The 23855-nt window shown below is 60.1% G+C and carries 13 protein-coding genes; 11 read left to right on the top strand and 2 right to left on the bottom strand.

Annotated elements, in window-relative coordinates; all coding sequences use genetic code 11:
• The first annotated feature begins 11 nt into the window (after positions 1-11).
• Positions 12-1286, top strand: a complete 1275-nt coding sequence (locus tag FIU93_RS12335) for a glycosyltransferase (RefSeq protein ID WP_209010352.1) — start codon at positions 12-14, stop codon at positions 1284-1286.
• Positions 1283-2191, top strand: coding sequence for a glucose-1-phosphate thymidylyltransferase RfbA (gene rfbA / locus FIU93_RS12330; protein WP_075282398.1), 909 nt, complete (start codon positions 1283-1285; stop codon positions 2189-2191). The genes FIU93_RS12335 and rfbA overlap by 4 nt, the downstream gene beginning before the upstream one ends.
• A gap of 6 nt (positions 2192-2197) precedes the next feature.
• Here rfbA and FIU93_RS12325 read toward each other — a convergent pair whose 3' ends face one another.
• Together FIU93_RS12325 and FIU93_RS12320 are read right to left on the bottom strand one after the other, a co-directional pair.
• Positions 2198-3967 (bottom strand): ShlB/FhaC/HecB family hemolysin secretion/activation protein, encoded by a 1770-nt coding sequence (locus FIU93_RS12325; RefSeq protein ID WP_152505723.1) that lies wholly within the window; start codon positions 3965-3967, stop codon positions 2198-2200.
• Positions 3968-3973: 6 nt separating this feature from the next.
• Complete coding sequence (locus FIU93_RS12320) at positions 3974-9361, bottom strand: filamentous hemagglutinin N-terminal domain-containing protein (RefSeq protein WP_152505722.1); 5388 nt, start codon at positions 9359-9361, stop codon at positions 3974-3976.
• Between the two features lie 228 nt (positions 9362-9589).
• Here FIU93_RS12320 and FIU93_RS12315 point away from each other — a divergent pair, with 228 nt between their 5' ends.
• From FIU93_RS12315 to FIU93_RS12275, 9 genes are all read left to right on the top strand, one after another.
• Complete coding sequence (locus FIU93_RS12315; protein WP_152505721.1) at positions 9590-11047, top strand: HAMP domain-containing sensor histidine kinase; 1458 nt, start codon at positions 9590-9592, stop codon at positions 11045-11047.
• A complete protein-coding gene (locus tag FIU93_RS12310) occupies positions 11044-11739 on the top strand; it encodes a response regulator transcription factor (protein WP_152505720.1) in 696 nt (231 codons plus the stop codon). The genes FIU93_RS12315 and FIU93_RS12310 overlap by 4 nt, the downstream gene beginning before the upstream one ends.
• A 127-nt stretch (positions 11740-11866) precedes the next feature.
• On the top strand, positions 11867-13165 hold the full coding sequence (locus tag FIU93_RS12305; protein WP_023003314.1) for an ABC transporter substrate-binding protein: 1299 nt from the start codon (positions 11867-11869) through the stop codon (positions 13163-13165).
• Entirely contained in the window at positions 13158-15203 is a 2046-nt protein-coding gene (locus tag FIU93_RS12300) for an ATP-binding protein (protein WP_173017307.1), read from the top strand. The genes FIU93_RS12305 and FIU93_RS12300 overlap by 8 nt, the downstream gene beginning before the upstream one ends.
• Complete coding sequence (locus FIU93_RS12295) at positions 15187-16524, top strand: sigma-54 dependent transcriptional regulator (RefSeq protein ID WP_209010351.1); 1338 nt, start codon at positions 15187-15189, stop codon at positions 16522-16524. Before FIU93_RS12300 ends, FIU93_RS12295 begins: the two co-directional genes overlap by 17 nt.
• A gap of 149 nt (positions 16525-16673) precedes the next feature.
• On the top strand, positions 16674-17996 hold the full coding sequence (locus tag FIU93_RS12290; RefSeq protein ID WP_023003311.1) for an extracellular solute-binding protein: 1323 nt from the start codon (positions 16674-16676) through the stop codon (positions 17994-17996).
• 86 nt (positions 17997-18082) lie between these two features.
• Positions 18083-19819 carry an iron ABC transporter permease gene (locus tag FIU93_RS12285; RefSeq protein ID WP_055656025.1) on the top strand — a complete coding sequence of 579 codons (1737 nt, stop codon included), beginning with the start codon at positions 18083-18085 and terminating at the stop codon, positions 19817-19819.
• Positions 19820-19846: 27 nt separating this feature from the next.
• Positions 19847-20905 (top strand): ABC transporter ATP-binding protein, encoded by a 1059-nt coding sequence (locus tag FIU93_RS12280; protein ID WP_023003308.1) that lies wholly within the window; start codon positions 19847-19849, stop codon positions 20903-20905.
• A gap of 488 nt (positions 20906-21393) precedes the next feature.
• Complete coding sequence (locus FIU93_RS12275; protein ID WP_152505717.1) at positions 21394-23778, top strand: methyl-accepting chemotaxis protein; 2385 nt, start codon at positions 21394-21396, stop codon at positions 23776-23778.
• Positions 23779-23855: the final 77 nt, after the last annotated feature.

Genomic DNA, 23855 nt, shown 5'->3' with positions numbered 1-23855 from the left:
AGGTTTGGCACATGCATATCGTGTTCGTGCACCGGCATGGGCCCGGGCAGTTCGTTCATCTTGCCCGGCGTCTGATCGCCGATGGCTGGACTGCCACGCTCATATGCGAATCCCTGGACCGGCCGGTGCCGGGCCTGCGTGTGCTGCGCTATGCCGGTGACACCCGGCAGGCAGGCAACGCAGATGGACGGCCTTCCGTGCCCTACATCGAGGCAGGCCGCAAGGTTGCCGATATCCTGCACAAGCTGGACCTGAACGGCCACAAGCCCGACATTGTTATGGGACATATCGGTTGGGGCGGCATGATGTTCGTCAAGGATGCCCTGCCGGATGTACCTGCCATCGGTTTCTGCGAATATTACTTCCAGCCGCAGGGCGGAGACGTCGGGTTTGCACCTTCCGACGAGATGTCGCTGCAGCAGCGCCAGACCATGAGGCTCCGCAACGCCATCCAGCTGTCCACTCTGGACCAGCTCGATGCCGGCATCAGCCCGACGGCCTGGCAGAAGAGCCGCTATCCCGCAGAATACCGGTCAAAGATCCTCGTGCAGCATGAAGGTATCGACACGACCCGGGCTCGCCCCGACCCGATGGCCGGATTTCGCCTGCCGGACGGTAGGCACCTGACCGCGGGCGATCCGGTGGTCACCTTCGCGGCACGTGACCTGGAACCCTACCGCGGCTTTCCGCAATTCATGCAGGCGGCAGCACTGGTCGCCCGCGAAAATCCGGAAGCCAGGTTCGTTGTTGCCGGTGGCGACGGCGTCAGCTACGGACGTGCACCGTCTCGTGGCGACACATGGCGCAACCGGCTTCTTCAGGAAACCGGCCTTCCACCTGATCGGATCCACTTTCTGGGACAGATCCCGCACAAGGATCTCCTGAGCCTGTTTCAGGTCTCTGCAGCCCATGTCTACCTGACCTACCCGTTCGTCCTGTCCTGGTCATTTCTCGAAGCCATGGCCTGCGAGGCACCTGTCATCGCGTCCAAAACCGCTCCGGTTCAGGAAGTCGTTCGAGACGGGGTCAACGGCAGGCTCGTCGATTTCTGGGATACGAAGGCAATCGCTGCCGAAGTTTGTTCGGCGTTGCAGTCTCCGGCAGACCGGCAGGCCATGCGCCGGGCAGCGCGCCGGACCGTTGTCGCCAGATACGAATTGTCAGCCTGCGTCCTGCGCCTGCAGGCGCTCTTGAGCAAGCTGCCGAACCGTTCGGCGCAACGGCAGCCCCGCCTTGGATCATTCGCCGGAAGGCGCAACGTGGTGACGGAGTGGAACCGGGTATGAAAGGCATTGTTCTTGCCGGCGGCGCCGGGTCCCGCCTGTTTCCCATGACGCTGGCAAGCTCGAAGCAGCTTCTGCCCGTCTACGACAAACCGATGATCTACTACCCGCTGACGACGCTGATGCTTGCCGGCATTCGAGACATTCTGATCATCTGCACACCGCGGGACCTGAGCGCGTTCCAGCGCGTCCTCGGCAAGGGAAACCGCTGGGGCCTGAACCTGTCCTACGCGGTCCAGAAGCACCCTGCGGGCATCGCCCAGGCATTCCTGATCGCGGAGGACTTTCTGGGCGGAGAACCGTCGGCCCTCATTCTGGGTGACAACATTTTCCATGGCACCGGCCTGTCGGAAAAAATGCTGGCGGCCCGGCGAAACGAGACCGGCGCAACCATATTCGCCTATCAGGTTCATGATCCCGAACGATACGGCGTTGTCGGCTTCGACAGCGCTGGCAAGGCTGCCTCAATCGTTGAAAAACCGGTTGCCCCGCAATCGGACTGGGCGGTGACCGGCCTCTATTTCTACGATGCCAGGGTTGTCGACATCGCCCGGACCCTCACCCCATCCGCACGCGGCGAACTTGAAATCACCGACATCAACAGGGCCTATCTGGAAAGCGGTGACCTCAGCGTCCAGATGCTGGGCCGGGGCTATGCCTGGCTGGATGCGGGAACGCCGGAATCACTCCTGGAAGCAGCCTGCTTCATCCAAACTCTGGAATCCCGCCAACGCCTGAAGATTGCCTGTCCTGAAGAGGTCGCATTCTACCAGGGCTGGATCTCGAGAGGTGATCTCGAAGCGCTGGCGAGCGAGATTTCAGGCACGACCTACGGCCGTTACCTGAACTGGATCGCCAGGGAAGCGGCAAAAGCGCAATATGAACCGGCAAGCGCCCTGGCCTCGTGAGAAACGTCAGAAGCGCGCCGTGATCGAGGCCTGCAGATTGAGGTCCCCGGCTTCCGTTTCTCCTGCGTCCTGCAGGGCAACGCCCGCGATCAGGTTTGCCGTCAGATTGTCTCCAAGAGCATAGTCGAAGCCGGCGCCGACACCGGACAGTGTCGCATTGTCGTCTGTGGCGTGATCGATCCCGAAGCCGATATCGGCAAACAGATAGGCCGACAGACTGTCGTTTGTCAGTGATTGCGGCCAGCTTTCAGGCAAGTTGCCGGCAAGCGGCGAGAAGGACGGCAAACGCAATTCGTTCCGCCAGATGACACCGCTGTCCACGCTGGCATCATCGTAGTTATACCCGCGCACAGCATACCGCCCACCAAGCGAGATCCGCTCCGTATCCGGCAGCACCTGCCCGGCGAGCGTGCCCGAGAGGGCGCTCACCCAGAAGAACCTGTTCGGAAGAGAGGTAGTCCGGCTGATGTCTGCCGCAAGATACGCATAGTCAACCGACTGAACACGCCCATTGGTAAAGGTCTGCCAGGTGGTTGCCGCATTTCCCTGAAGAACACCTCCCGGATTGGCCTTCACCCTGACATCCACTGCCGTGCGGCCAAGACGGTCATCGAACGAATTGCTCCAGCCTAGCACCATCTGGAACAGATCCGCGGCACCGTCGGCAACCGCGACGCCATTGAAGAAGGTTGTCCGCTCCAGACGTTTCAGCTCGACGCCCGTGTAGATATCCCCCCAATAGCGCCCCGGCAGGAGATTCGAGACGGCGGACCTATAGATGATCGGCAATTCATAGGTGGTGTTTTCAAAGTCGAAAAAACGGTTCGGCGTCTCGCGTGACGCAACCAATGCCGGTGCGATTTCAAGACTTTGCCGGGCCCACGTCGAAATGGTGAGCCTGCCTGCATGGGACACATAGGAGGGGTAGTCGCCTTCACGCGGAATGACAATTCCCGGATCGCTCCAGATGTCGTCGCTGGCGGTCATCTGGTAGGAAAGCCAGGGGCCGCCCGGAAAGGGAAGACGCGCATTGCCACCCAGAAAATACCGGTCGCGCCCTGTGTCCTGCGACCCGGAATTGGACCACCCCGCAAACACCTGCCAGGGCCTGCCTTCATCGATCGTGACTTCGAGGTCGCTAAGCGCAGCATCCTCGCCCGGGCGAAAGACCCCACTCGCCCGCCTGTAGGGGGAGCGGTTCAACCAGCCGAGATCCTCTTCCAGTGCGCGCGCATCAATGCGCCCACCGGGGTTGATCCGCAGCCTTGCGCGGATCTCCTCGGCGTCGCGCTCGTCGAGCCCCTGAACCGTCACGTTGCCCGACTTGAACTCGATCACCCTGACCTGCAGCACCCCGCCGGTTATTTCCTGCGGTGGCAGGGTCACGGATACGAACGGATAGCCCGCATCCTTGTAAACGCGGGCTATGGCAGCCTGGATTTCCCCCGCAAGGGCGAGGGAAAGCGGCTTGCCGAGATACTCCGACAGTACGGCATCCAGTGCGGCCTGATCGAAAGCAGCCGCCGGACCACCGATGCCCGTTGGAGCCCGGCCTGCCACATTGTCGGACTGGCCGATCAGATAAACGCCGGCCAGGTCAACGCCGAGTGGTGACCTGTCGGTGGCACCGAAGTCCTGGGGGGCGACGTCCAGCGAGACCGGCTCTCCGGGTTCGGCAGCAGGCAGGTTTCTCTCAAGAGCCTGCTGGGCGAATGAACCTTCGGAAACGAGCGCAAGACCGGCCACCAGGGCCGCAGTTATCGTATGTGTTGTCATGCCGGACTACTCTGCCGCCGCACTGAGCCAGCGACCGAACGAGCGGTTGCAGGGGTGAACGGCACCTTCGCCGCCGACGACGCCCGGCTCGCAGGCAGAGGGGTTGTTTTCAAGTGCCTCGTCGGCATCCGGGTTCTGCAACCGGTTGCGCTCCAGTACCTGCTGGCGGGGATCGGTGGAGGACTGTCCGCTGCCAGAAGAACCAGACGTTTCGGAAGGGCTTGTGATCGTCAACGTGCCATCGACGCTGACAATGTCGTAGCCGAACTGATGCGAATAGAAGCTGTTCCCAATGGCATAACTTCCGGCCGCGGTTGCCGTGACGGCGGCACCGCCATCGAAACTTCCGAGGAGGCTCGCTCCGGCAGACGACAAGGCATAGGTGAACCCGCCGGAATAGACCGTTCCGTCATATACTTTCGACTTGTCGTCACCCGTTACCGTAATTGCGGTCAGGAAACCTCGCAGGAGCGGAGTTGTCTGCCCCTCGTAGATGCGCCAGGTGTTCGCCGTGCCACCCTGGTCGTCAATTCCAAAACCGGCTGAAACGAACGTGTCGAGCTGCTGCATGGCACTGCTGGTCACACCGGAAGCATTGGTGACCGAACCGCCAAGCTGATTGCCGACTGCATTGTTCAGCCCGGTAGTCTGTGTATCCCAGACACTGTTGGTGAGCGTGATCGTACCTGCGTCCATTGTGCCGACCAGGCCGCCGCCGTTCACGCTTGCGGAGACGGCACCGGTTGCGTAGGAACGGGTAACGGACGACCCGTCAAGCATTCGCCCGACAAGGCCGCCGATCTCATTGCTGCCAGACACGTCCCCGGTGGCGTAGCTGTCGGAAATGCTGCTGACCGTCAGGCCAACGAGCCCGCCGGCCATGCTGCCGGTGTGGATCACGTCGCCAGTCGCAAAGGACCGTGTGATAGGCGCTCCGAGGGAGTGGGCGACCAGCCCACCGAGACGCGTCGCGGTGCTGTCGGAACTTTGCACCGTTCCGGTCGCATAAGAGAGATCTACCGAGCCCGAATCAATGGAGCCGATGAGACCGCCTGCGCCATATGGTGTGGTGGTACCACCTGTGTTGTCGGCAAGGAGCGTGACAGTTCCGCTGGCATGAGATCTGGAAACGTCGACATTTGACACCCGGCCCATCAGTCCACCGATGTCATAACGGCCGCTGACGTTGCCGGAAGCGGACGAACGGGTAACCTGTGATGCATCAGAAGTCTGACTGTTGCCGATAAGGCCACCTGCAGCATAGGCCGTGGTGCTGATATCAGCCGAAGAATGTGTGTCGGTAACGGAATACTCCGACGCCATAACACCGGCGACGCCGCCGACATTACCTGCGCCTGTCACCGTGCCGCCAACCGAAACATCCGATACCGAGACCTTGCCACCAACGGCGTTGCCGATCAGCCCGCCAACACCGATCCCTCCCGCGATGTTGACGTTCGTCAGTTTGAGATCATGAATGGAGATATCCTGACCATCGGCTCTAACGACGCCAAACAACCCGATCGTGTTGAAGTTACCTGTCGAGGTCAGGCCGTCGATCGTATGGCCGCCACCGTCGAAATTGCCGCGAAGGCTTGTCGACGCAAAGCCGGAACCACCGTTCCATGCCGTTGTTCCCGAAGCGTCGATATCCCGGGTCAGCACATAGTTTACCGGCGTGGTTCCGGAACCCGACTGTATGCCCTGAAGACTGTAGACATCGAAGATCTGGTACGGGTTGGCCTGCGATCCATCACCACCAAGCGCACGCACAAAATGACCGCCCTGGATATCGAAGTCCCGGGCATAAAAGTCCGGCAAACTGCTTCCGACCTGCAGCCAGGCGGTATCGGACTGGAAATCGTCGACATGGATATCACCCGTCGCCGTTGAAGTGACATTCGTGGCGCTGCTCGTCTGGTCCACACGCAGCTTGCCGTTCGCCGCGGTGACGGAGCCGTTGATCTTGATGGAGGCGTTGCTGGCGTCGACGTAGAGAGAAAGCTGGTTGCTGTTAGACCACGCGACATCGCCGTTCACTGTCAGGTCACCGTCATGGGCCCACAGGATGGCGTTGCTGTCACCGACCGAAAATGTGCCATTCGTTGCAACAGTCAGGTTGCCACCGGCGTAAAGATTGTTGTCGAGATTGAAGTTGGACGTCGCATTCAAATTGAAGTCGAGACTGTTGCCATTCTGGTCGGTTCGCACAACCGCCGACGTGTTGCGCAGGAAGTTGAGATCGGTGTCGCTGAACGCGCCGATGGTCGTGTCCAGAGCGGTGACCACGTCCGTCGTGGCCGCTGCACCGGTATTGACGTTGAAGGCATTGCCCCAGATATCGGCTCCGGAGACGCCGGTCGACGTTACTGTGTCGGCGAAAGTCGCCGCTTTGGTGCTTTCACCGTCCAGATAGGCCAGTGCCCCGGCGGAATTGAGCGACCCGGCCGTGGTCAGGATGTAATAATACCCGTTTGCCCCGGTCACAGCACTGCCGACAAGATTGCCGCCGGAAAGCGCGCTGACATTTGCCCCGGATTGGGCTGTCGTGCCCGCATCACTGTAGACGATGCCTGAGACCGCCTCGGGTGTGGCGGCATACTCCCACTTGAAATAAGGAAAAAGTCCGCTGCCAGTGCCCCAGATGCTGCTGTCCAGCGTAAAGCTGCCCAGCGTCAGGGATCCCTGCATCTGGGAAGTCGTCAGGCCGCTCGTGTTGGTCACGGTAGCGGTATAGGGAGCCGAGTAACCGATCACCTCGGTTTGTCCGGTCGTTTCAGTATCCCAGGCCGAGTCGGTTATCGAAACGCTTGAGTCGGAGACTTCAGCGACCAATGCGGCTGCATACCCTTCAGCCTCTACAAGACCCGTAACAAAGGAGTTCTGAATAACCGTGTTCCTGTCGGCCGTACCGATGAGCCCTCCAGCCGCGGCACCGTTTGTGCCGAGCACCTGGCCCGCAAAATACGAGTTCGAGATCGTCAGATCTTCTGCGTACCCAACCAGTCCACCAGCCTCCCGAAAGCTCCCTGACGAGGTGACTGTCGCCGTCGAATAGGAATTTTCGATCCTGTTGTCGTTGTCGTCTGTGGTGCCGACAAGACCACCGACCTGCCCTCCGGTTATCGATCCTGTCGAGCTGGAATTCGAGATTGTCAGCCCTTCACCCATGATCGCGACGAGGCCGCCGGTGGCGCTGCCCCAATCCGTCGTCGTGACGGAAACATCCGCATGAACATTGGTCATGGTCGACTGGTCGATGTTGCCGAAATACCTGGCCACGACGCCTGCGCCCCAGGAATTCGTCAGAACGGTTCCACTGACAGTCACATTCGACATGTTGTGACCGTGATAGTTTCCACCACCTGTGTCGCCGACCAGAATTGCCGTCTGGTTGTCGCCGGTAACAGACGCGTTCGTGAGTGTAAGGTCCTTTATCTCAAGGTCACGTCCGGAAGTGAAATAGTTGTCTTGCCAATAGCTTATGAGTGCGACATTACCTTCGGAAGGCCGGTTGATATAGAGGCCGTCTATCGTATGTCCCTTGCCATCCAGGCTTCCGGAAAAGGAAACAGGGTCAAAGCCAGCACCGTTATTCCAAGATGATGTCGTCGACGCGTCGATATCGTTCGCAAGCTCATAGTAAAGGCTGATATCGCCGGACCCGCCACCACGCCTGTCATGGGTCGTTATCCCTTGCAGGCCATAAACGTCAAATAGCGCATAAGGGTTGGAAAAAGTGCCATCGCCACCCTGCGCCCGGATGAAAGTCCCGAAGCCAACACTCAGTGCGTTCGTGGCAAAGTCTGGCAGGCCCGCGCCGACCTGATCCCAGACACCCCTGGTGAGAGCGAAATTGTCGACATCGACCGCGCCGGCCGCTCCCGTCGAGATTGTGCCGACGGCAGCCGTGCCGCTGTTACCGTAAGCCAGCAGGGTCAGCCCACCGTTCTGGCCGTCGATGGCCGCATTGATCGCGATGTCGTTATAGGCGTTGAGCGTGAGTGTGTTTGTACTCGTCCAGGTGATGCCGGAATTGATGGTGATGTTGCCGTCGCCCGCACTCTGGTTGCCCGGACCGCTTGCCGACGAGTTGGTGGTCTGCAGGCTCACGTTGTTGCTGGCAAGGTTGGAAGAGATCGTTGCCGCCGCCGCCGCATCGACCGTCAGGTCAACCGGGTCGATCAGCCAGAGACCGGTCTGACCGCCTTCAGCCGAGGTGTCGACCGCAATTCCGGAAAAATCGATCGTGTTTCGGGCAGACGTTTCGACAAAGCCGCCTTCACCGCCCACGCCACCCCTGGCGCTCAACGATCCGGAAACACTTGCCGTGTCCTCGGCAAACACCACGGTTTCACCACCCTTGACGCCGCTTTCTTCCGCCGAGGCGTCGAGCGTACCGGTGATCGTGATTTCTCCGCCCGTCACCGTGATGGCGCCCCCCTCGGTCGCCGGCTTTGCACCCGGCACCGGAACGTTCTCCGCCAGTCTGCGCGACTTGAGCTTGCCGCTGACCTGGACCTTGCCCGTATTGCCCGCCGTCAGGAATATCCGGCCACCGGAAGTGCTGACACCGGTTGCCTTGACGACACCATCCGTGTTTCCAGCCAGCGCAAAGACATTGCCGCCATTCGCGCGGATTTCAGCGTTGGCCGCCGCGATGGTTCCGGAATTGAGTGCTTCGGTATCGGCTCCGCCAAGCTTGACCGACAACAGGCCGTCTGCATCGGCGACGTCTTTCATGAGGACTTCGTAGCCAGCGGCAAGGGCTGCGGTTCCGTTGGGCGCTTCAAGCGTGCCACGGTTTTCAACGCGGCGCGCAATCAGTGCAATGTCACCCTGCGCAGACCGGATAGTGCCCGCATTTACGACTTCGGCACCGCTCGTGCCGGAAAAGGTCAGGCCGCCGCCATTCAGAAAATCGCTGTCGGTAACGTCCTGCGTCGAAGCGACAAACGAACCACCCGTCGACACAAGGCCGCCGCTACCAACGGCAACTCCGGCGGGATTGACGAGAAATACGCTGCCCGTCGCGCTGAGGTTGCCATCGATACGGCTCGGCACATTGCCCGTGACCCGATTGAGCGTGGCACCGGCGCCGTTGTCGAAATGAACCTGATTGCCGGAGCCGATGGAAAAGCTGCCCCAGTTCACGATACCGGCATCGCTGGATTGCTTCACATCAACCCTTGAACCACCTTGCGTAATGGTTCCGTTGCCATGCGTGAAACTGCCCCCTTGCGGCAGGGCATCGCCTGAAAAGGCTGCGGTGGGGACAAGGGCTGTCGTCAGCAGCAGAAATGCGGCAAGGGAGGCTGTCCGGTTTGAGCCGGATGGAATGGCAGGCTCAACCGTTGCGCTTGAAACGCCGGTGCTTCGGGTCCTGGACGCCATTTGTATTAATACTCCCGCTGGTGCGTCGTCTTGTGCCCACGACGGTCAACATTGGTGTAAATACAGATGGCGAGTGATCGAATTCCACCTACCAATACTAATCAATTCTGACAGATTCTGACGAGACTTGCTTCCTTTGGGTGACACCTGCCTGAAATCGAAGCTGCCGCAATCAAGGCCTCGAAACTGTTACTTGAACAGGCAGGCCGCTTCCGTCATCACAAGCGCATGCTCGATCTCAAGACCATGTTGCTGCTGGAATTCGCGACAACCGCTTTCATGTCAGTTGCCTGGCTTCTCGTCTGGTTCGTCTGGCGCCAGATCTATGAACTGAAGGTCATCGCGGCCGGTTTCTTCGCCATCGCGATTGGATTGTTTCTCTATTTGCAGCGCGGTCCGGACCCATCGCTCATTCGCGTCGTAACGGACAACATGGTGATCAAGTTTGGCCTGGTCCTGTGGGCCGACGGCCTGGCGCGCTTCCTGGGACAACCCCGTTTTGTCGGTATCAGCGCGTTCTGTCTCGCGGCACAGCTCCTGTTCTGGATCTTCGCCGTTATCTATGACCCGACAGACCTCGGCCTGCGCATTCATGCCTCCACTGCCTTCACGGTGGTGATGATGGCACTGATGATCCGGACGCTTTACCGCGACCGCTCCCAACCCCCTTTCCTGCGCTGGATCATGATCTTCCTGCTTGGGGAATATTCCGCCGCAAGTCTGCTGCAGAGCGCACTCGTCTACATTCAGCCATCGACCGTTGCCAATCCGGTGATGACCAACATCAACACATGGTACTTCTTCCAGGGACACATCTTCATTGTCGGCTTTTTCTTCTGTCTGATCTTCATGGTGGGCATGCGCCTGTCCATGGATTTGCGCGACCGCAACGCTGCGCTTGCGCGCGAAGTAACATTGAGGCGGCGTCTGGAGGGAGAACTGTCCGCCAGTCTGGAAGGGGAGAAGGCCGCCCGCCAGGACCAGCGCCAGTTGATGCGCATGGTCAGCCATGAGTTTCGCACCCCCCTGGCCGCAATCCGCTACGCTAGCGACATGCTCACCCTGATGCTGGAACGACCGCAGCAGGCTGTCGCCCAACGTCTGAAAAGCATCGACGAGGCCGTTTCCCGCATGACGATGCTGATCGATCGTTTTCTTGCAAGCGAGCGGCAGGATGAAGGTGTGCTTAAGATCGAGCAGGTGGATTTCCCGGCGCTTTATGAGGACGTTCAGCGGCACTTCGACCATGCCGGCCTTGGCGAACGCCTCAGACTTCATCCCGTTGCGCCGATGCCGGCATACCGGGGAGATACCGAGATGCTCCGCACGGTGATCGTCAATCTGGTCGACAACGCGCTCAAATACTCACCAAAGGACGCTGAGGTCGAGATCACGATAGGGGCCCACAACGGTGATATCGTTCTGGAAGTGAAAGACCGCGGGATCGGCATTCCGGATCGGGACCTGGCGCAGATCGGCAACCGTTTCTACAGGGCCTCGAACACTGGCGGAACCGGAGGTAGCGGGCTCGGCCTGCATTCCTGCCGGCAACTCGTCGGCTATCACCAGGGACATCTGGATTTGAGTGCAAGACAAGGCGGCGGCACGCTCGCCAGGGTTTTCCTGCCGCTTCCCGGATTTGCGCGAGCGGACTCTGAGACCATGCAGGAGGAGGAACCGGCATGAACAGGATTTTGATCGTGGAGGATGAAAGTGCTCTTCGCGCCGACCTGTTGGATTATATGCGTCTCAACGGCTTTCAGGTCAGCGGCGCGGGCGGCGCAGCTGAAATGTGGACCGCGCTGGATGATGCCGACCGACCGGATGTCGTGATCCTGGATGTTTCGCTGCCGGATGGGAACGGCTTCGACCTTGCAGGTGACCTGAGGGCGAAAATAAATTGCGGCATCATCATGCTGACCGCACACGGAGACAGCGAAAGCCGTGTCCGCGGGTTCGACAGCGGCGCGGACATCTATCTCGTCAAGCACACCAGCCTCAGGGAAATACTGGCTGCGGTGCAGAGCCTCATACGCAGACTGTCCGGCGCTTCATCAGAAGGCAACAGCACGGCTGAATGGGTGCTGGACAATGTCTCCTGGAAGCTTCTGCCACCGGACGGCGACGCAATAAAGTTGACCGCAACCGAAAGGATCTTTCTGGAAGCCCTGGTCTCCAATTCCGGAGCCCCTTGTGCCCGGGACGATCTTTCCCGGCTTCTTTCCAATCGCCAGACCCAGTTCGACAACCGGCATCTGGATGCCGTCGTCAGCCGCCTCAGGCGCAAGATCCAGGATCAGACCGGGGTGGAATCGCCCATCAAGTCTGTCTATGGCGTCGGGTATTCCTTCAGCGCCGCCTGCAAGATGGACAGCTAGCCCGGTTTGTCCCGCTCAGGCCGCCGGACACGCGGCGGAACCCGAAGGGTCTGGCACCCTCGCCGTGCATATTTCCGTCGACGTTCGGAATTCTGATATAAGGTGCCTCCAAATGAGGCAATCCGGGATGTCAGGCGCAATCAGTTTTCAGAAAATATCCGTCATGCTGGCCGTCATTGCGATGTCCTGCCTGGCGACACTCCTGCTGTTGACTGCCGCAAACGCGCGGGATCTTCGTGTCCTGACGTCCTTTCCGGACTATTTCACGAAGCCCTTCGTCGATGCGTTTTCGAAGAAGTATCCGGCGATCAACGTTACCGTCCTGAACAAGAACACGGTTGCCTCGGTCGAGGAAATCCTGCTGGACAACCCGCGCGGCTTCGACCTGTTCTGGTCGTCGTCACCGGAGGCCTTTTCCCTTCTCGAGAAATTCGGCCGCCTGCGGGAACGCTCACAGGACAGCAGCCAGACCTTTGTCGATTTCGCCTATTCCGGTGTCGGCTGGTGCTGGATGGAAGACTTTGAAGGCAGGCCGCCCACAAGCTGGAACGATCTGCTGGACGCACGCTTTCAGGACAGGCTGGCCATGTCCCACCCTGCCCGGTCAGGGTCCACGCACATGCTGCTGGAAGTCATCCTTCAGGACCGCGGCTGGGATAGAGGCTGGCAGTATATCTTCGGCCTGTCCCAGAACCTCAAGACCATCACAGCCCGTAGTTTCAGTGTCATAGAGGGGCTCAAGCGCGGCCGCTTCGATGTTGGTCTGTCGATCGATTTTCTGGCGCTGACGGAAGCCGACGACGGCGTCCGCTTTCAATATGGTCAGCCGGTCATGATGGCCCCTGCCCGGATTTCCGTTCTCAACCACGGTTCCGCCCATGAGGAGGCGGGCCTGTTCATCGATTTCATGTTGAGCAAACCGGCGCAGGAACTGCTGACACAGCCTGACATCCGCAGGATCCCGGTGGACACCACTGTTCGCGAACAATCCCTGAACCAGTTCCCCAGGGAGGTGCAGGCTGCGCTGAAATTCAGCTGGTCCACCTATGACCCCAATCTTGCCGAAACCCGGTATCAGGCCGTCAACGACCTGTTCGACATCTTCATCACCAGAAATCTGGTTCAGCGCAGAAACCTGTTGCGGCGCCTGGAAACACTGAGCCGTCAGGCGCCTCCCGAACTCGTTCCTTCGCTGATCAAGATAAAGAAGAAACTCAACCAGCTTCCCGTGTCCGAGATCGATGCCGTGCGCTCGGAACGCTACCGGGACGCACAGGAGGAAGGCGCGAACTCGCTTGTCGGAACGGGCGAGGAATGGAGCCTTGCCACCTGGCGCGTTGCCGCCAGGGAGCAACTGGCGGAAGTCGATGCCATGCTGACCGGGCTCGAGGCAAGCATCCGGAATGGTCTGGCTGTCAATGACTGAGACGGCAAACCGCGGGCGCGGCACGATATGGTTTCGATTGCTGCTGTCCATCCTCACGATTGCCGCGATCACCTGGATCATCCTGGCCATCGGTGTGGTCTTCTTCACTCAGGCACGCAGCGATTTTGGCGAGATCACCGAAAAGAGCATTCCGGAAATCGCCTTGGCATCCGAACTTTCCGAATATGCGACGCGGCTGGCCGTCATCGCGACCGAGATTGCCGCGCAGACCCGGGAACGCGAACCGGAAGCCATGCGCGAGGATGTGGAAGCCGCAAGCCAGGGCATCTCGGGCCTTCTGGAAACAAACATCCTGAGCGACACGAAAAACACCGCGAAGATAATCGAGGCGAAGGAAACCTTGAGCGACAAGCTCGGGTCCTTCCTGCAGGTCTCCCGGGATCTGCAGGCGATCAACAGGTCGCTGGAACACTACCAGGTGGAACTGCGCTGGCTGCAGATCGATATCCAGACCGAGGTCGCTGCCCGCATTCAGGACCTGTCCTTCAACATCGACAGCCTGTCGTCCGAAATGGTCCGCTCGCAGTCGCGCACCGATCGGGTCGCGGCTGCCGCGATCATCCGGCAGGAAACCCTGCTTCGCGAACAGATGCAGACAATCGGGTCAAGCACGGCGACGGCGATTACCTTCCTGCTACAGGCGCTTTATGTCGACACGGCGGAAAAACTTGCACAGCTCGAAGATCTGAATTTCGACGCGCTTGAAAACCTCCAGGGCATGCTGGCGGAGGTCCCGCAAAAGGCCGACACCGAGACGCTGGTGTCCTCGCTGGAGCGGTTGCAGGCATTCGCCTATGACGAAACGGGGGTCTTTGCAGGATCGCGTGACCGGATCGAGCTGCAGCAACAGGCACTTGGCGACCTCAGCACCGCACAGGCCGCCGTCGCAGATCTTCAGGCAGCCCTGGTCGAGTTGGGCAGGGAACGCCGTCTTGCCGCCCTCACCTTCACCAATCAGGCAGCCGAACGGCTGCGCATTGCCTCTCTTCTGCTGGCCGTCGCAACTGTCATCTGCGGCGTCATCTGCGCCGGCATTCTGCTGTTTTATGTCCGCAACCAGATTGTTGCCCGACTGCACCGGCTGGCAGAAGCCCTGATCGAGATCGCTCAGGGAAATCTCTCCACGCCGATCCCCACCCGCGGCAACGACGAGATCGCCCGCATGGGGGCAGCGACGGAGATCTTCAGATCCTCCGTGGTCGAACTGAACAGAACCCACGAAAACCTGCAAAAGGAAATCGTCGAGCGCAAACGCGCCTTCGACCAGTTGAAGCAGACCCAGCGCGAACTTGTTCAGGCCGGCAAGCTGGCGGCTCTCGGCCAGATGTCTGCTGGTATCAGTCACGAACTGAACCAGCCGCTCGCGGCCATGAAACATCACCTGCACAATCTTCGACTGCTGCTTGCCAAGGGCAAGAGCGAAGCGGTCGAAGCCAAGGTCGACGTCGTTGAAAACCTTGCCGAGCGGATGTCGCGCGTAATCAAGCACCTGAACGGCATAGCCCGCCGTTCGGACTACGCGGTCAAGGACCTGACGCTGGAACAGGCCCTGGAACCTGTCGTTTCGCTGTTCGAGCGGCGCCTGGAGGAAAGCAACGTCGCGCTCAAGGTCTCCGACGCTGCCGGCAAGCTAACCCTCCGCGCGGATCCCGTGTTGCTGGAACAGGTCCTGATCAACGTCATCGGCAACTCGGTCGACGCCATCGACATGAAAGCGGCAGGCGGCGGTGAAATCCGCATCGAGGCAGAGCAAACCGGCGGTGACGCGACCATCCTGATCGCCGACAACGGCATTGGCCTTCAGGGGCAATCGGCAACGCAGCTGACCGACCCGTTCGTGACCACCAAGGAAGTCGGCAAGGGTCTCGGTCTTGGACTGACCATCTCCTTCAACATCATGCAGGACATGGACGGGCATCTGGAACTTGCGGAAAACGACCAGGGTGGCGTAACCGTTCAGCTGAGGCTGCCATGCGCGGCACAGAACAAGGTGGGGCAGCTTGAGCACTCGGTTTGAAACGGGCGAAATCGTTCTGGTCGACGATGATGCGGATCTGCTGGAAGCAATGCAGGAAACGCTCGAGCTCGCCGGATTCAGCGTGCGTTGCTACGCCAACGCCAATGTGATTGCCGAGCAGATCCAGCCCAACTGGAACGGCATCGTCATCAGCGATATTCGCATGCCCGGCAGAACCGGCATGGAGTTTCTGCGCCTGATCCAGGAAAATGCCCCACAGGTCCCCTTCATCGTCATTACGGCACACGGCGACGTGAAGACCGCGATCCAGGCGATGAAGCACAACGCCTATGACTTCATCGAGAAATCCACCGAACCGCAACACCTGATCGACACGGCACGCCGGGCACTTGAAAAGCGCAGGCTGCAACTCGAAAACCTGGCGCTGCGGCGCAAGGTTCAGCGCATCCGCGATCCTCAGGGTGAGTTAATCGGCAGTTCGCAGGTCATGGCTGACCTGCGGTCGACGATTTCGCGCATCGGCCCGCTGAATGTCGATGTGCTTTTGCACGGCGAAACCGGCACCGGCAAGGACCTGACCGCACGCTGTCTGCATCAACTGTCCCCGCGCGCGCCGGGGCCGCTTGTGACGATCAACTGCGGTGCCGTCACGGAGATGGACATCGACCGCGAACTGTTCGGCTTCGAAACCGAAAACGGCTCCTTCCCGGGGCGGATCGAACGGGCGCAGGGCGGAACACTTTATCTGGATGAACTTGATTCCATGCCCAATGCGCTGCAGACGCGGTTTCTGCGTGTACTGGAAGAGCGCAAGATCACAAGGCTGGGCGGCAGCGATGCCGTCCCGGTCGATATCCGCGTCATCGCCGGCGTGAAGACCAATCCTGCCGCCCTCGTTCACGATGGCCGCCTGCGGGGCGATCTCTATCACCGGATGAATGTCGCAACCCTGTCCCTCCCGCCGGTGCGTGAACGCGGCGGGGATGTCATCGAACTGATGGAACACCTTCTGGATCAGGCCTCGGAAAACCACGGCCTGCCGCTTCCGAAACTGTCACAGCGCCAGAAAAAGCAGTTCCTCGCCTATGACTGGCCCGGCAATGTTCGCGAAATTCGCAACATCGCTGCACGGCTTGTCATCGGCCTGGAGGCTGACCTGCAGATAGGCAGCGGCCAGCCCATTGAGGTCTCCACAGGCTATGAGGCGGCCATGACCGCCTTCGAAACCGAGCTCTTGCAGAACGCTCTGCTACAGACCGGTGGCCGCAAGGCAGAAGCCGCCGAACTGCTCGGCATCCCGCGCAAGAGACTTTACCTGCGCCTGAAAAGCTGCGGCCTTGCGGAGGAAGACGGGTCATGATCGACACGTTGAACGTGTCAGTTTTGACACAAAAATATCAATAAATTCAATAATTTGACTCGAAAATTTCGCCAGTGATAGCGTTTCCTCGCTGAACGAACAAGGGGCTGGATCACCCCCTTGCGTCAGAATGGAGGAGACATAATCCAATGAGGAAATTACTGGGCCTGACGGCACTGGGACTGCTGGTGTCTGCCGGCGTGGCGAATGCTGCCGACAAGGTGGTCGTCGTGACATCCTTTCCGAAGGAACTGACCGATGCATTCGAAGCCGCCTTTGCTGCATCCAACCTTGACTACGAGCTGGAAATCCTGAGCAAGGGAACATCCGCAGCCGTCAAATACATTCAGGAAACCGCCGGAAACAACACGTCCGACCTGATGTGGGCGTCCGCCCCGGATGCGTTCGAAGTGCTCAAGGGCAACGACCTGCTTGCCAAGGTCGAAATCAACGCCGAAGGCATTCCGGAAAAGATCGGCACGTACCCGATCAATGATCCCGACGGCTTCTATTACGGTTTTGCCGCATCCGGTTACGGCATCATGTGGAACACCCGCTATCTGCAGGCCAACGAGCTGGAACCGGCAAAGGAATGGGAAGACCTGGCCAAACCGGAATATTTCGGTCATGTCGGCATGTCCGCACCGTCCCGCTCCGGCACCACGCACCTGACGGTCGAAACGCTTCTGCAGGGCGCCGGCTGGGAAAAGGGCTGGGCCGACTGGAAGTGGATTTCCGGTAACATGAACACGGTCACCGAGCGCAGCTTCGGTGTGCCGGATGGCGTCAACTCGGGCAACTTCGGCCTCGGCGTCGTTATCGACTTCTTCGGCTTCTCGTCCCGCGCGTCCGGCTTCCCGGTCGACTTCGCCTATCCGTCGGTCACTGCCGTTGTACCTGCCAACATCGGTGTCGTGAAAAACGCTCCAAACCCGGAAGGTGCAAAGGCGTTCATCGAGTTCGTGCTGTCGCCGGAAGGCCAGCAGGTCCTGTTCGATCCGGCCATCATGCGTCTGCCGGTCAACCCGGCTGCTTACGCGACCGCACCGGACGGCATTCCGAACCCGTTCGAAGGCGACGATGTGAAGGCATCGGTCAACTTCGACGCCGACCGCTCGGAAAAGCGCTACAACGTCGTCAATTCCCTGTTCGACGTCATGGTCACCTACCGTCTGACTGAGCTGCGTGAAGCCGTCAGGGCCGTGCAGCTTGCCGAGATTGCGCTTGCCGACAAGGACAATGCGGAAGCCAAGGCACTGATCGCCGAAGCACGCGCACTCATCGACGCTACCCCCATCACCGAGGAAGAAAGTCTCGACCCCTCCTTCGCCGCCGTCTTCCAGCAGAAACGCAAGAAGGAAAGCGACGTCATCGAGGGCCGCCAGGCGGAAGTCGAGCAGCAGTGGGATGCCTTCGTGGTCGAGAACTACGCAAAGGCCAAGGCTCTGGCGGAAAAAGCCGCCAGCCTCTGACGGAAAACCAAAAACAACATCACGTCGAACTTGCCGCACCGCCCGGAACAGGGAAGGTGCGGCCTCTTCCCCGGAGTTCATAGCCGATGACTACGAGCAATGCAGCGACTGCGCCTGCAAGGCAGTGGCGCATATTTCCCGAGCTGTCCGGCACCGCAATTGCGGGCGTCGCGATCGCCATCTTCCTGCTGGCGTTTCTCATCCTTCCCGTCTTGAAGGTGACCTATGTCGCCTTCCAGGATCCCCATACAGGAGCCTTGACGCTCCAGAATTTCGGCGATTTCTTCCGCTCGTCGCTGTTCCGCAGTTCCTTCGTGAACTCCTTCTACGTCTCGGCGATGTCCGTGGTCGTGGCAACGGTTATCGCCCTGCCGCTGGCCTATATCACCACCCGTTTCAACTTCGGTGGAAGCGCGCTGATCCAGAGCATCGGCGTCATCCCACTGATCATGCCGCCCTTCGTCGGCGCCATCGCGATGCAGCTCCTGTTCGGCCGCAACGGCACGGTCAACCTTCTGCTGTCGCAATACCTTGGCTTCAAGATCCCGTTCATGGAAGGTCTGAACGGCGTCATCTTCGTCCAGTCCCTGCACTATTTCCCGTTCATCCTGATCAACCTGTCGGCGTCGCTCCGCAACATCGACAAGGCAATGGAAGAATCGGCGCAGAACCTCGGCTGCACGGGCTTGCGCCTGTTCCGCCGGATCGTATTCCCGCTCGCCATGCCCGGTTACATTGCCGGCGCCGCGCTGGTGTTCATCAAGGTCTTTGACGATCTCGGCACCCCGTTGCTGCTCAACGTCAACAACATGCTGGCCCCCCAGGCCTATCTGCGCATTTCCTCCGTCGGCATCAGCGATCCGATGGGCTACGTCATTTCCTTCATCCTGGTGGCCTTCTCGGTCTTTTCGCTGTGGGCATCCTTCCTGTTCATGCGGGGCAAGGATTACGCCACGGTTCAAAAGGGCGGTGGCGGCCTTGCGCGGCGCGACCTGTCGCGCGGCGAGAAGATCGTTGCCTATGGCGTCGTCGTCTTCATCCTGCTTCTGGTTCTGTCGCCGCATTTCGGTCTGACGCTGCTTGCGTTCGGCACGATCTGGTCGTTCAGCCCGCTGCCGGACGGCTACACGCTGGCCAACTTCGCCACCGTGTTCGAACAGTCCCTGCAATATGTGGTCAACACGCTGATCTATGCAGGCCTTGCCGCCGGCTTCGACATCATCCTGGGAACGGCAATCGCCTACATCGTGCTGCGAACCGGCATCAAGGGCCGCAAGATGCTCGACTACATGGCGACCGCCGCGCTTGCCGTACCCGGCGTCGTGCTCGGCATCGGCTACCTGCGTCTGTTCCACAGCTTCGAGGTGCCGGTCATCGGCAAGCCGCTGGCGTCCTGGTGGGTCATCATCGTGATCGCCCTGACCGTGCGCCGCCTGCCCTATGCGCTCAGGGCCTGCATGGCCGCGCTTCAGCAGGTCAGCCTGTCGCTTGAGGAAGCAGCGGAAAACCTCGGCGCTTCCAAGGGCCGCTCCATCCGCAGGATCGTCGTTCCGCTGATGGCCGGGGGGATCCTCGCCGGCTTCGTCACCAGCTTTGCCACTGCCGCAGTCGAACTGTCGGCAACCATCATGCTGGTCTCCACCAGCGACGACGCTCCGCTCTCCTACGGGATCTATCTCTACATGCAAAGTCCATCCGGCCGGGGTGCCGGAGCGGCACTCGGCATCCTCGCCGTCGTGATCGTCGGCCTGGGGACGTACCTGTCGAACCGCATCATCGAGAAGGACCGGGCTCGCAAGGCCGAAGTCCGCGCATCCCACTGAGCGTATAATTTCGAGGAAACACTTCCAATGACCAGAAAAGCAGTCGAAATACGGATCGAGGACCTGCATCTCTCCTTCGGCACCACCGAAGTCCTGCGCGGCGTCAACATGACCATCGAACCGGGTGAATTCTACGCCTTCCTTGGCCCGTCGGGCTCCGGCAAGTCCACCCTCCTGCGTGCCATTGCAGGCTTCGGTCCGACGCCCAGAGGACGCATTCTCATCGGAGGCCGCGACATTGCCAAGCTTCCGCCCTGGAAACGCAATGTCGGCATGGTGTTCCAGTCCTATGCCCTTTGGCCTCACATGTCGGTTCGTGCCAACGTCGCCTTCGGCCTTGAGGAGCGGAAAGTCGCGCGCAAGGACATCGGTACCCGTGTGGAATCGGCGCTGGAACTCGTCGGGCTCCTGCATCTCGCCGACCGCATGCCTTCCCAGCTTTCCGGCGGCCAGCAGCAGCGCGTGGCTCTTGCCCGTACCGTCGTCGTCGAGCCGGATGTCCTGTTGCTCGACGAGCCGCTGTCGAACCTTGACGCCAGCCTGCGCATCCAGATGCGCCGGGAACTTTTGTCCCTTCAAAGGAAGCTGGGCCTGACGACCATCTTCGTCACCCACGACCAGGAAGAGGCCAACACCACCGCAGACCGAATGGCCGTGCTCGACGGCGGTGTCATCCAGCAGATGGGCACGCCGCAGGAGCTCTACGACACGCCGGCAAATCTGTTCGTGGCAAAATTCCTGGGAACCGCAAACATCATCGACGGCACTCTTCAGCGTGGCGACGGCGGAAATACCTTCAAGATTGCCTCCGGCGAAGTGCTTCATCTCGGTGCAGGCAGCCCCGACGGTTCTTCGCTCGTGCTGCGGCCGCAGAACATCGAAATCGTCACCGACCAGAACCACCCGGACCTGATTACGGGCAAGGTCAAGCACCGGGAATTTCTCGGCAGCCAGACGCGCTACCTGGTGGAAGCAGCAGGCAGTGAGCTGATCATCGATCAGAAACATGTGGGCGGTGTCGACTGGTACGAACCCGGCATGGAAGTGAAGATGAGCGTCAACACCCGGAACGCCGTGTTGCTCTGACGTTTTTCTGCATCAGGCCTGCACGGGATCGTGCCGGCCTCCTGCCCGGTGCAGGTGTCTTCACGCCATTCAGTTCCGGTGCCCGGCCCAACCTCCTCTCACCCTTCTCCCTGCGGGCGGCCGCCACTGCCGGCCGGGAGGAGCTGAAAGCCCAAGGTTCGGGCGCCGGGGCCCGTGAGCGTCAGTTCACGGGCCATCTTTCGCAGTAACACTTGCCAATATGACGCAAGGTCAAGTTTTTGATATCGGAATCGCGATACAGGTCTCGCACCGCGAAGAAAATCGCAATGCCTTTCAAGCAATTTGGCGGATCAAAGAAGGTTCCGATGCTCGGTGATATTAGTCAACTTTGGCTAGGCATTTGCCTCACCGATAAAACTGACCTGGTCATAAATAGTTTGGTAACAACTACCACCTAGCTTTCCCGAATTACTCCTGTGGCGGCATGGAGTTCAGTGAACCACTGAAACTCGATTCATGGGGGAAACATGAGAGCCGCCGGCAATCTTCCGATATCGATGAAACTCGCCATCTGCATGGCTGTTTCCGTTCTGCTTACAATGTCCGTTGCGGTCGTCGGCTATGTCGCGACCCGCCAGATGGGCGGGGCAATTCAAACCTCCCAGACAACGGGCTCTGCCCTGATGTCCATGGCCCAGCTTAACCGCCTGAAAGCGCGTTACGTCGAATCCGGCGATCCGGATGACGTCTCCGTGGTGAAGGACAGCATGACCGACATCTCCGCGACGCTGTCCGTTCTGCAAGCAGGCGGAGAAGACGTTGCCTCGGCGACCGGCAACATTGCGGCATTCTCGACTGCTTTCGACACCCTGGTTGCCTCCGAGGAAGAAATCGAACGCAAACGCCTGCAGATGACGACATCCCTGGAAAACCTGATGGCGATCGGCCACAGCGTTGCCCAGGTGGCAGCAAAACGCGAACAGAAACTGGTCGACGAGCTGCAATCCTTGAGAACAAGCGGGGAAGCAGCCAGTGAACTCGCGCAGGCAGCAACACTTGCCAGCGCCCACTCCATGCAACTCAAGCTGGATCTGGAGACCCTGTTTCGACATCCGGACGCGGCTCACATGAAGGCGGTCAGCAAATCCTTCGGCAAGTACTATCTCCTGATCCGCAAGCTGACGTCCTCCGCAACCGTGTCGGAAAACCTGCAGCCCGCACGTGACCTTGCCGAAGGCGCCAACGCCATGCGCGCCCTGCTCTCCGCCGTCCAGAAGGATCCGTCTCAGGCCCTGTCCAGGAGAGACGCTCTGACCAAGGGCTTTGACAGCCTTGCCGGACTGACCGATGCCGTGCGCAATGACCTTGGCCGCGCCTTCAAGACGGCCCACGGCGACATGCTGGCGATCGAGGGACTTGCCCGCTCCGCTGTTGCCGAAGCCAAGGCCGGCGACGACTTTGCTGCCGAAGCCCGGGTGTTGTCAGATGCGTTCTGGCAGTTCCAGGTCAACCGGTCGGATCTTACCCGCAAGGCGGTGCTCGACAGTATCGCGGCCCTGCAGATGCAACAGGAACAGGTGTTGTCCACCATGCTGACGGGAGCCGATGCGGTTGCAGCGCGCACCGCAATCGAAACCCTGGGCAGCGCCTTTGCGAAACTGTCTTCGGCCATGGCAGATTTCCGGGTTGCGCTTGCTGCTGCCGACACTGCCGAGACAAAGTTTGCCGAAGGCATTTCCGCGCTCAACGCAAGGCTGGAAACCAGTGCCGCCAGTACGGAAGCAAGGTCGACACTCATCCTGTTGGCAGTGTCCGCGGTCGGGTTGGTGTTCGGCATTGCGGCGGCAGTTGCACTCTGGTTCACCGTTGCCCGCCCCGTGTCCGTTCTGACAGCTGCAACCCGTCGCCTGGCTGACGGCGAAGTCGATGTCACGATCGACGGTGCGGTCACGCGCGACGAGGTTGGGCAGCTCCGTCAGGCACTCCTGATTTTCCGTGACAGCCTGCTGGAAAACCGCCGCCTCGGCGAAGAACGGTTGCAAAGCCAGTTGGCCAGTGAGGAGCGCCAACAGAATATAGACAGGCTGGTGGCCGGGTTCCGCAATGACATTCAGGACGTCCTGAAGAGCCTGTCCGAAAATGCCGGACAGATGCAGGACACTGCCCAGTCCATGACGGTGATTGCCGAAACGGCATCTTCCCTCACCGGCAACGCCACCGGTTCCTCGAACGAAGCCTCCGGCAACGTTCAGGCCGTCGCGGCTGCCACCGACGAGATGGCTGCCTCGATTGCCGAGATCGCCCGGCAGGTGGAAACGTCAAGCCAGATCGTCAACAACGCCGCGGACAACGCCAACCGGACCAGCAGCAAGATCACCGGCCTTGCAGAAACCGCACAAAGCATCGAAGGCGTTGTTTCCCTGATTTCCGAGATTGCCGAACAAACCAACCTGCTGGCGCTCAACGCCACCATTGAGGCGGCTCGTGCCGGGGAAGCCGGCAAGGGCTTTGCCGTTGTGGCGGCAGAGGTCAAGTCGCTGGCAACCCAGACCGCAAGAGCGACAAACGAAATTGCCTCGCAGATTGCGGCCATGCAGGCGTCCGCATCGGAAACGGTTACGGCCATCGGCGAGATCGTCGCGATCATGCAGGACGTCTCGGAGTGCACCAGCGCGATTGCCGCTCCTGTCGAGCAGCAGGGCTACGCGACAAACGAAATCGCGCGGAATGCCGCCCTCGCCTCCAATCGAACCATGGCGGTCGTCGAAGACATGTCCAGCGTTTCGGACGCGATCGGCGACACCCGGAAATCCGCAAGCGATGTTCTGAATGCCTCCGACGACCTGAACCAGCAGACAGCACGCATTCGGTCGACCGTGACGACATTCCTCAACGAAGTGGCGGCAGCCTGAGATCAAACGCCTGCCGGGCGGGAGCACCGACTGCTGCCCGCCCAGTTTCACCCCCGTAAAACCGGTTCGACCCGAAC

The sequence above is a fragment of the Labrenzia sp. THAF35 genome, from assembly GCF_009363595.1.
Classification (GTDB): Bacteria; Pseudomonadota; Alphaproteobacteria; order Rhizobiales; family Stappiaceae; genus Roseibium; species Roseibium algicola.
Note: the sequence above shows the minus strand (reverse complement) of the source record. Positions and strands in the feature narration are given on the sequence as shown.

Excerpts from the sequence above, each read along its gene's own strand:
- FIU93_RS12315 (WP_152505721.1), top strand. The coding sequence starts at position 9,590 with ATGCTCGATCTCAAGACCATGTTGCTGCTGGAATTCGCGACAACCGCT.
- FIU93_RS12325 (WP_152505723.1), bottom strand. The coding sequence starts at position 3,967 with ATGACAACACATACGATAACTGCGGCCCTGGTGGCCGGTCTTGCGCTC.
- FIU93_RS12305 (WP_023003314.1), top strand. The coding sequence starts at position 11,867 with ATGTCAGGCGCAATCAGTTTTCAGAAAATATCCGTCATGCTGGCCGTC.
- FIU93_RS12275 (WP_152505717.1), top strand. The coding sequence starts at position 21,394 with ATGAGAGCCGCCGGCAATCTTCCGATATCGATGAAACTCGCCATCTGC.
- FIU93_RS12335 (WP_209010352.1), top strand. The coding sequence starts at position 12 with ATGCATATCGTGTTCGTGCACCGGCATGGGCCCGGGCAGTTCGTTCAT.
- FIU93_RS12280 (WP_023003308.1), top strand. The coding sequence starts at position 19,847 with ATGACCAGAAAAGCAGTCGAAATACGGATCGAGGACCTGCATCTCTCC.
- FIU93_RS12310 (WP_152505720.1), top strand. The coding sequence starts at position 11,044 with ATGAACAGGATTTTGATCGTGGAGGATGAAAGTGCTCTTCGCGCCGAC.
- FIU93_RS12290 (WP_023003311.1), top strand. The coding sequence starts at position 16,674 with ATGAGGAAATTACTGGGCCTGACGGCACTGGGACTGCTGGTGTCTGCC.
- FIU93_RS12320 (WP_152505722.1), bottom strand. The coding sequence starts at position 9,361 with ATGGCGTCCAGGACCCGAAGCACCGGCGTTTCAAGCGCAACGGTTGAG.
- FIU93_RS12300 (WP_173017307.1), top strand. The coding sequence starts at position 13,158 with ATGACTGAGACGGCAAACCGCGGGCGCGGCACGATATGGTTTCGATTG.
- rfbA (WP_075282398.1), top strand. The coding sequence starts at position 1,283 with ATGAAAGGCATTGTTCTTGCCGGCGGCGCCGGGTCCCGCCTGTTTCCC.
- FIU93_RS12285 (WP_055656025.1), top strand. The coding sequence starts at position 18,083 with ATGACTACGAGCAATGCAGCGACTGCGCCTGCAAGGCAGTGGCGCATA.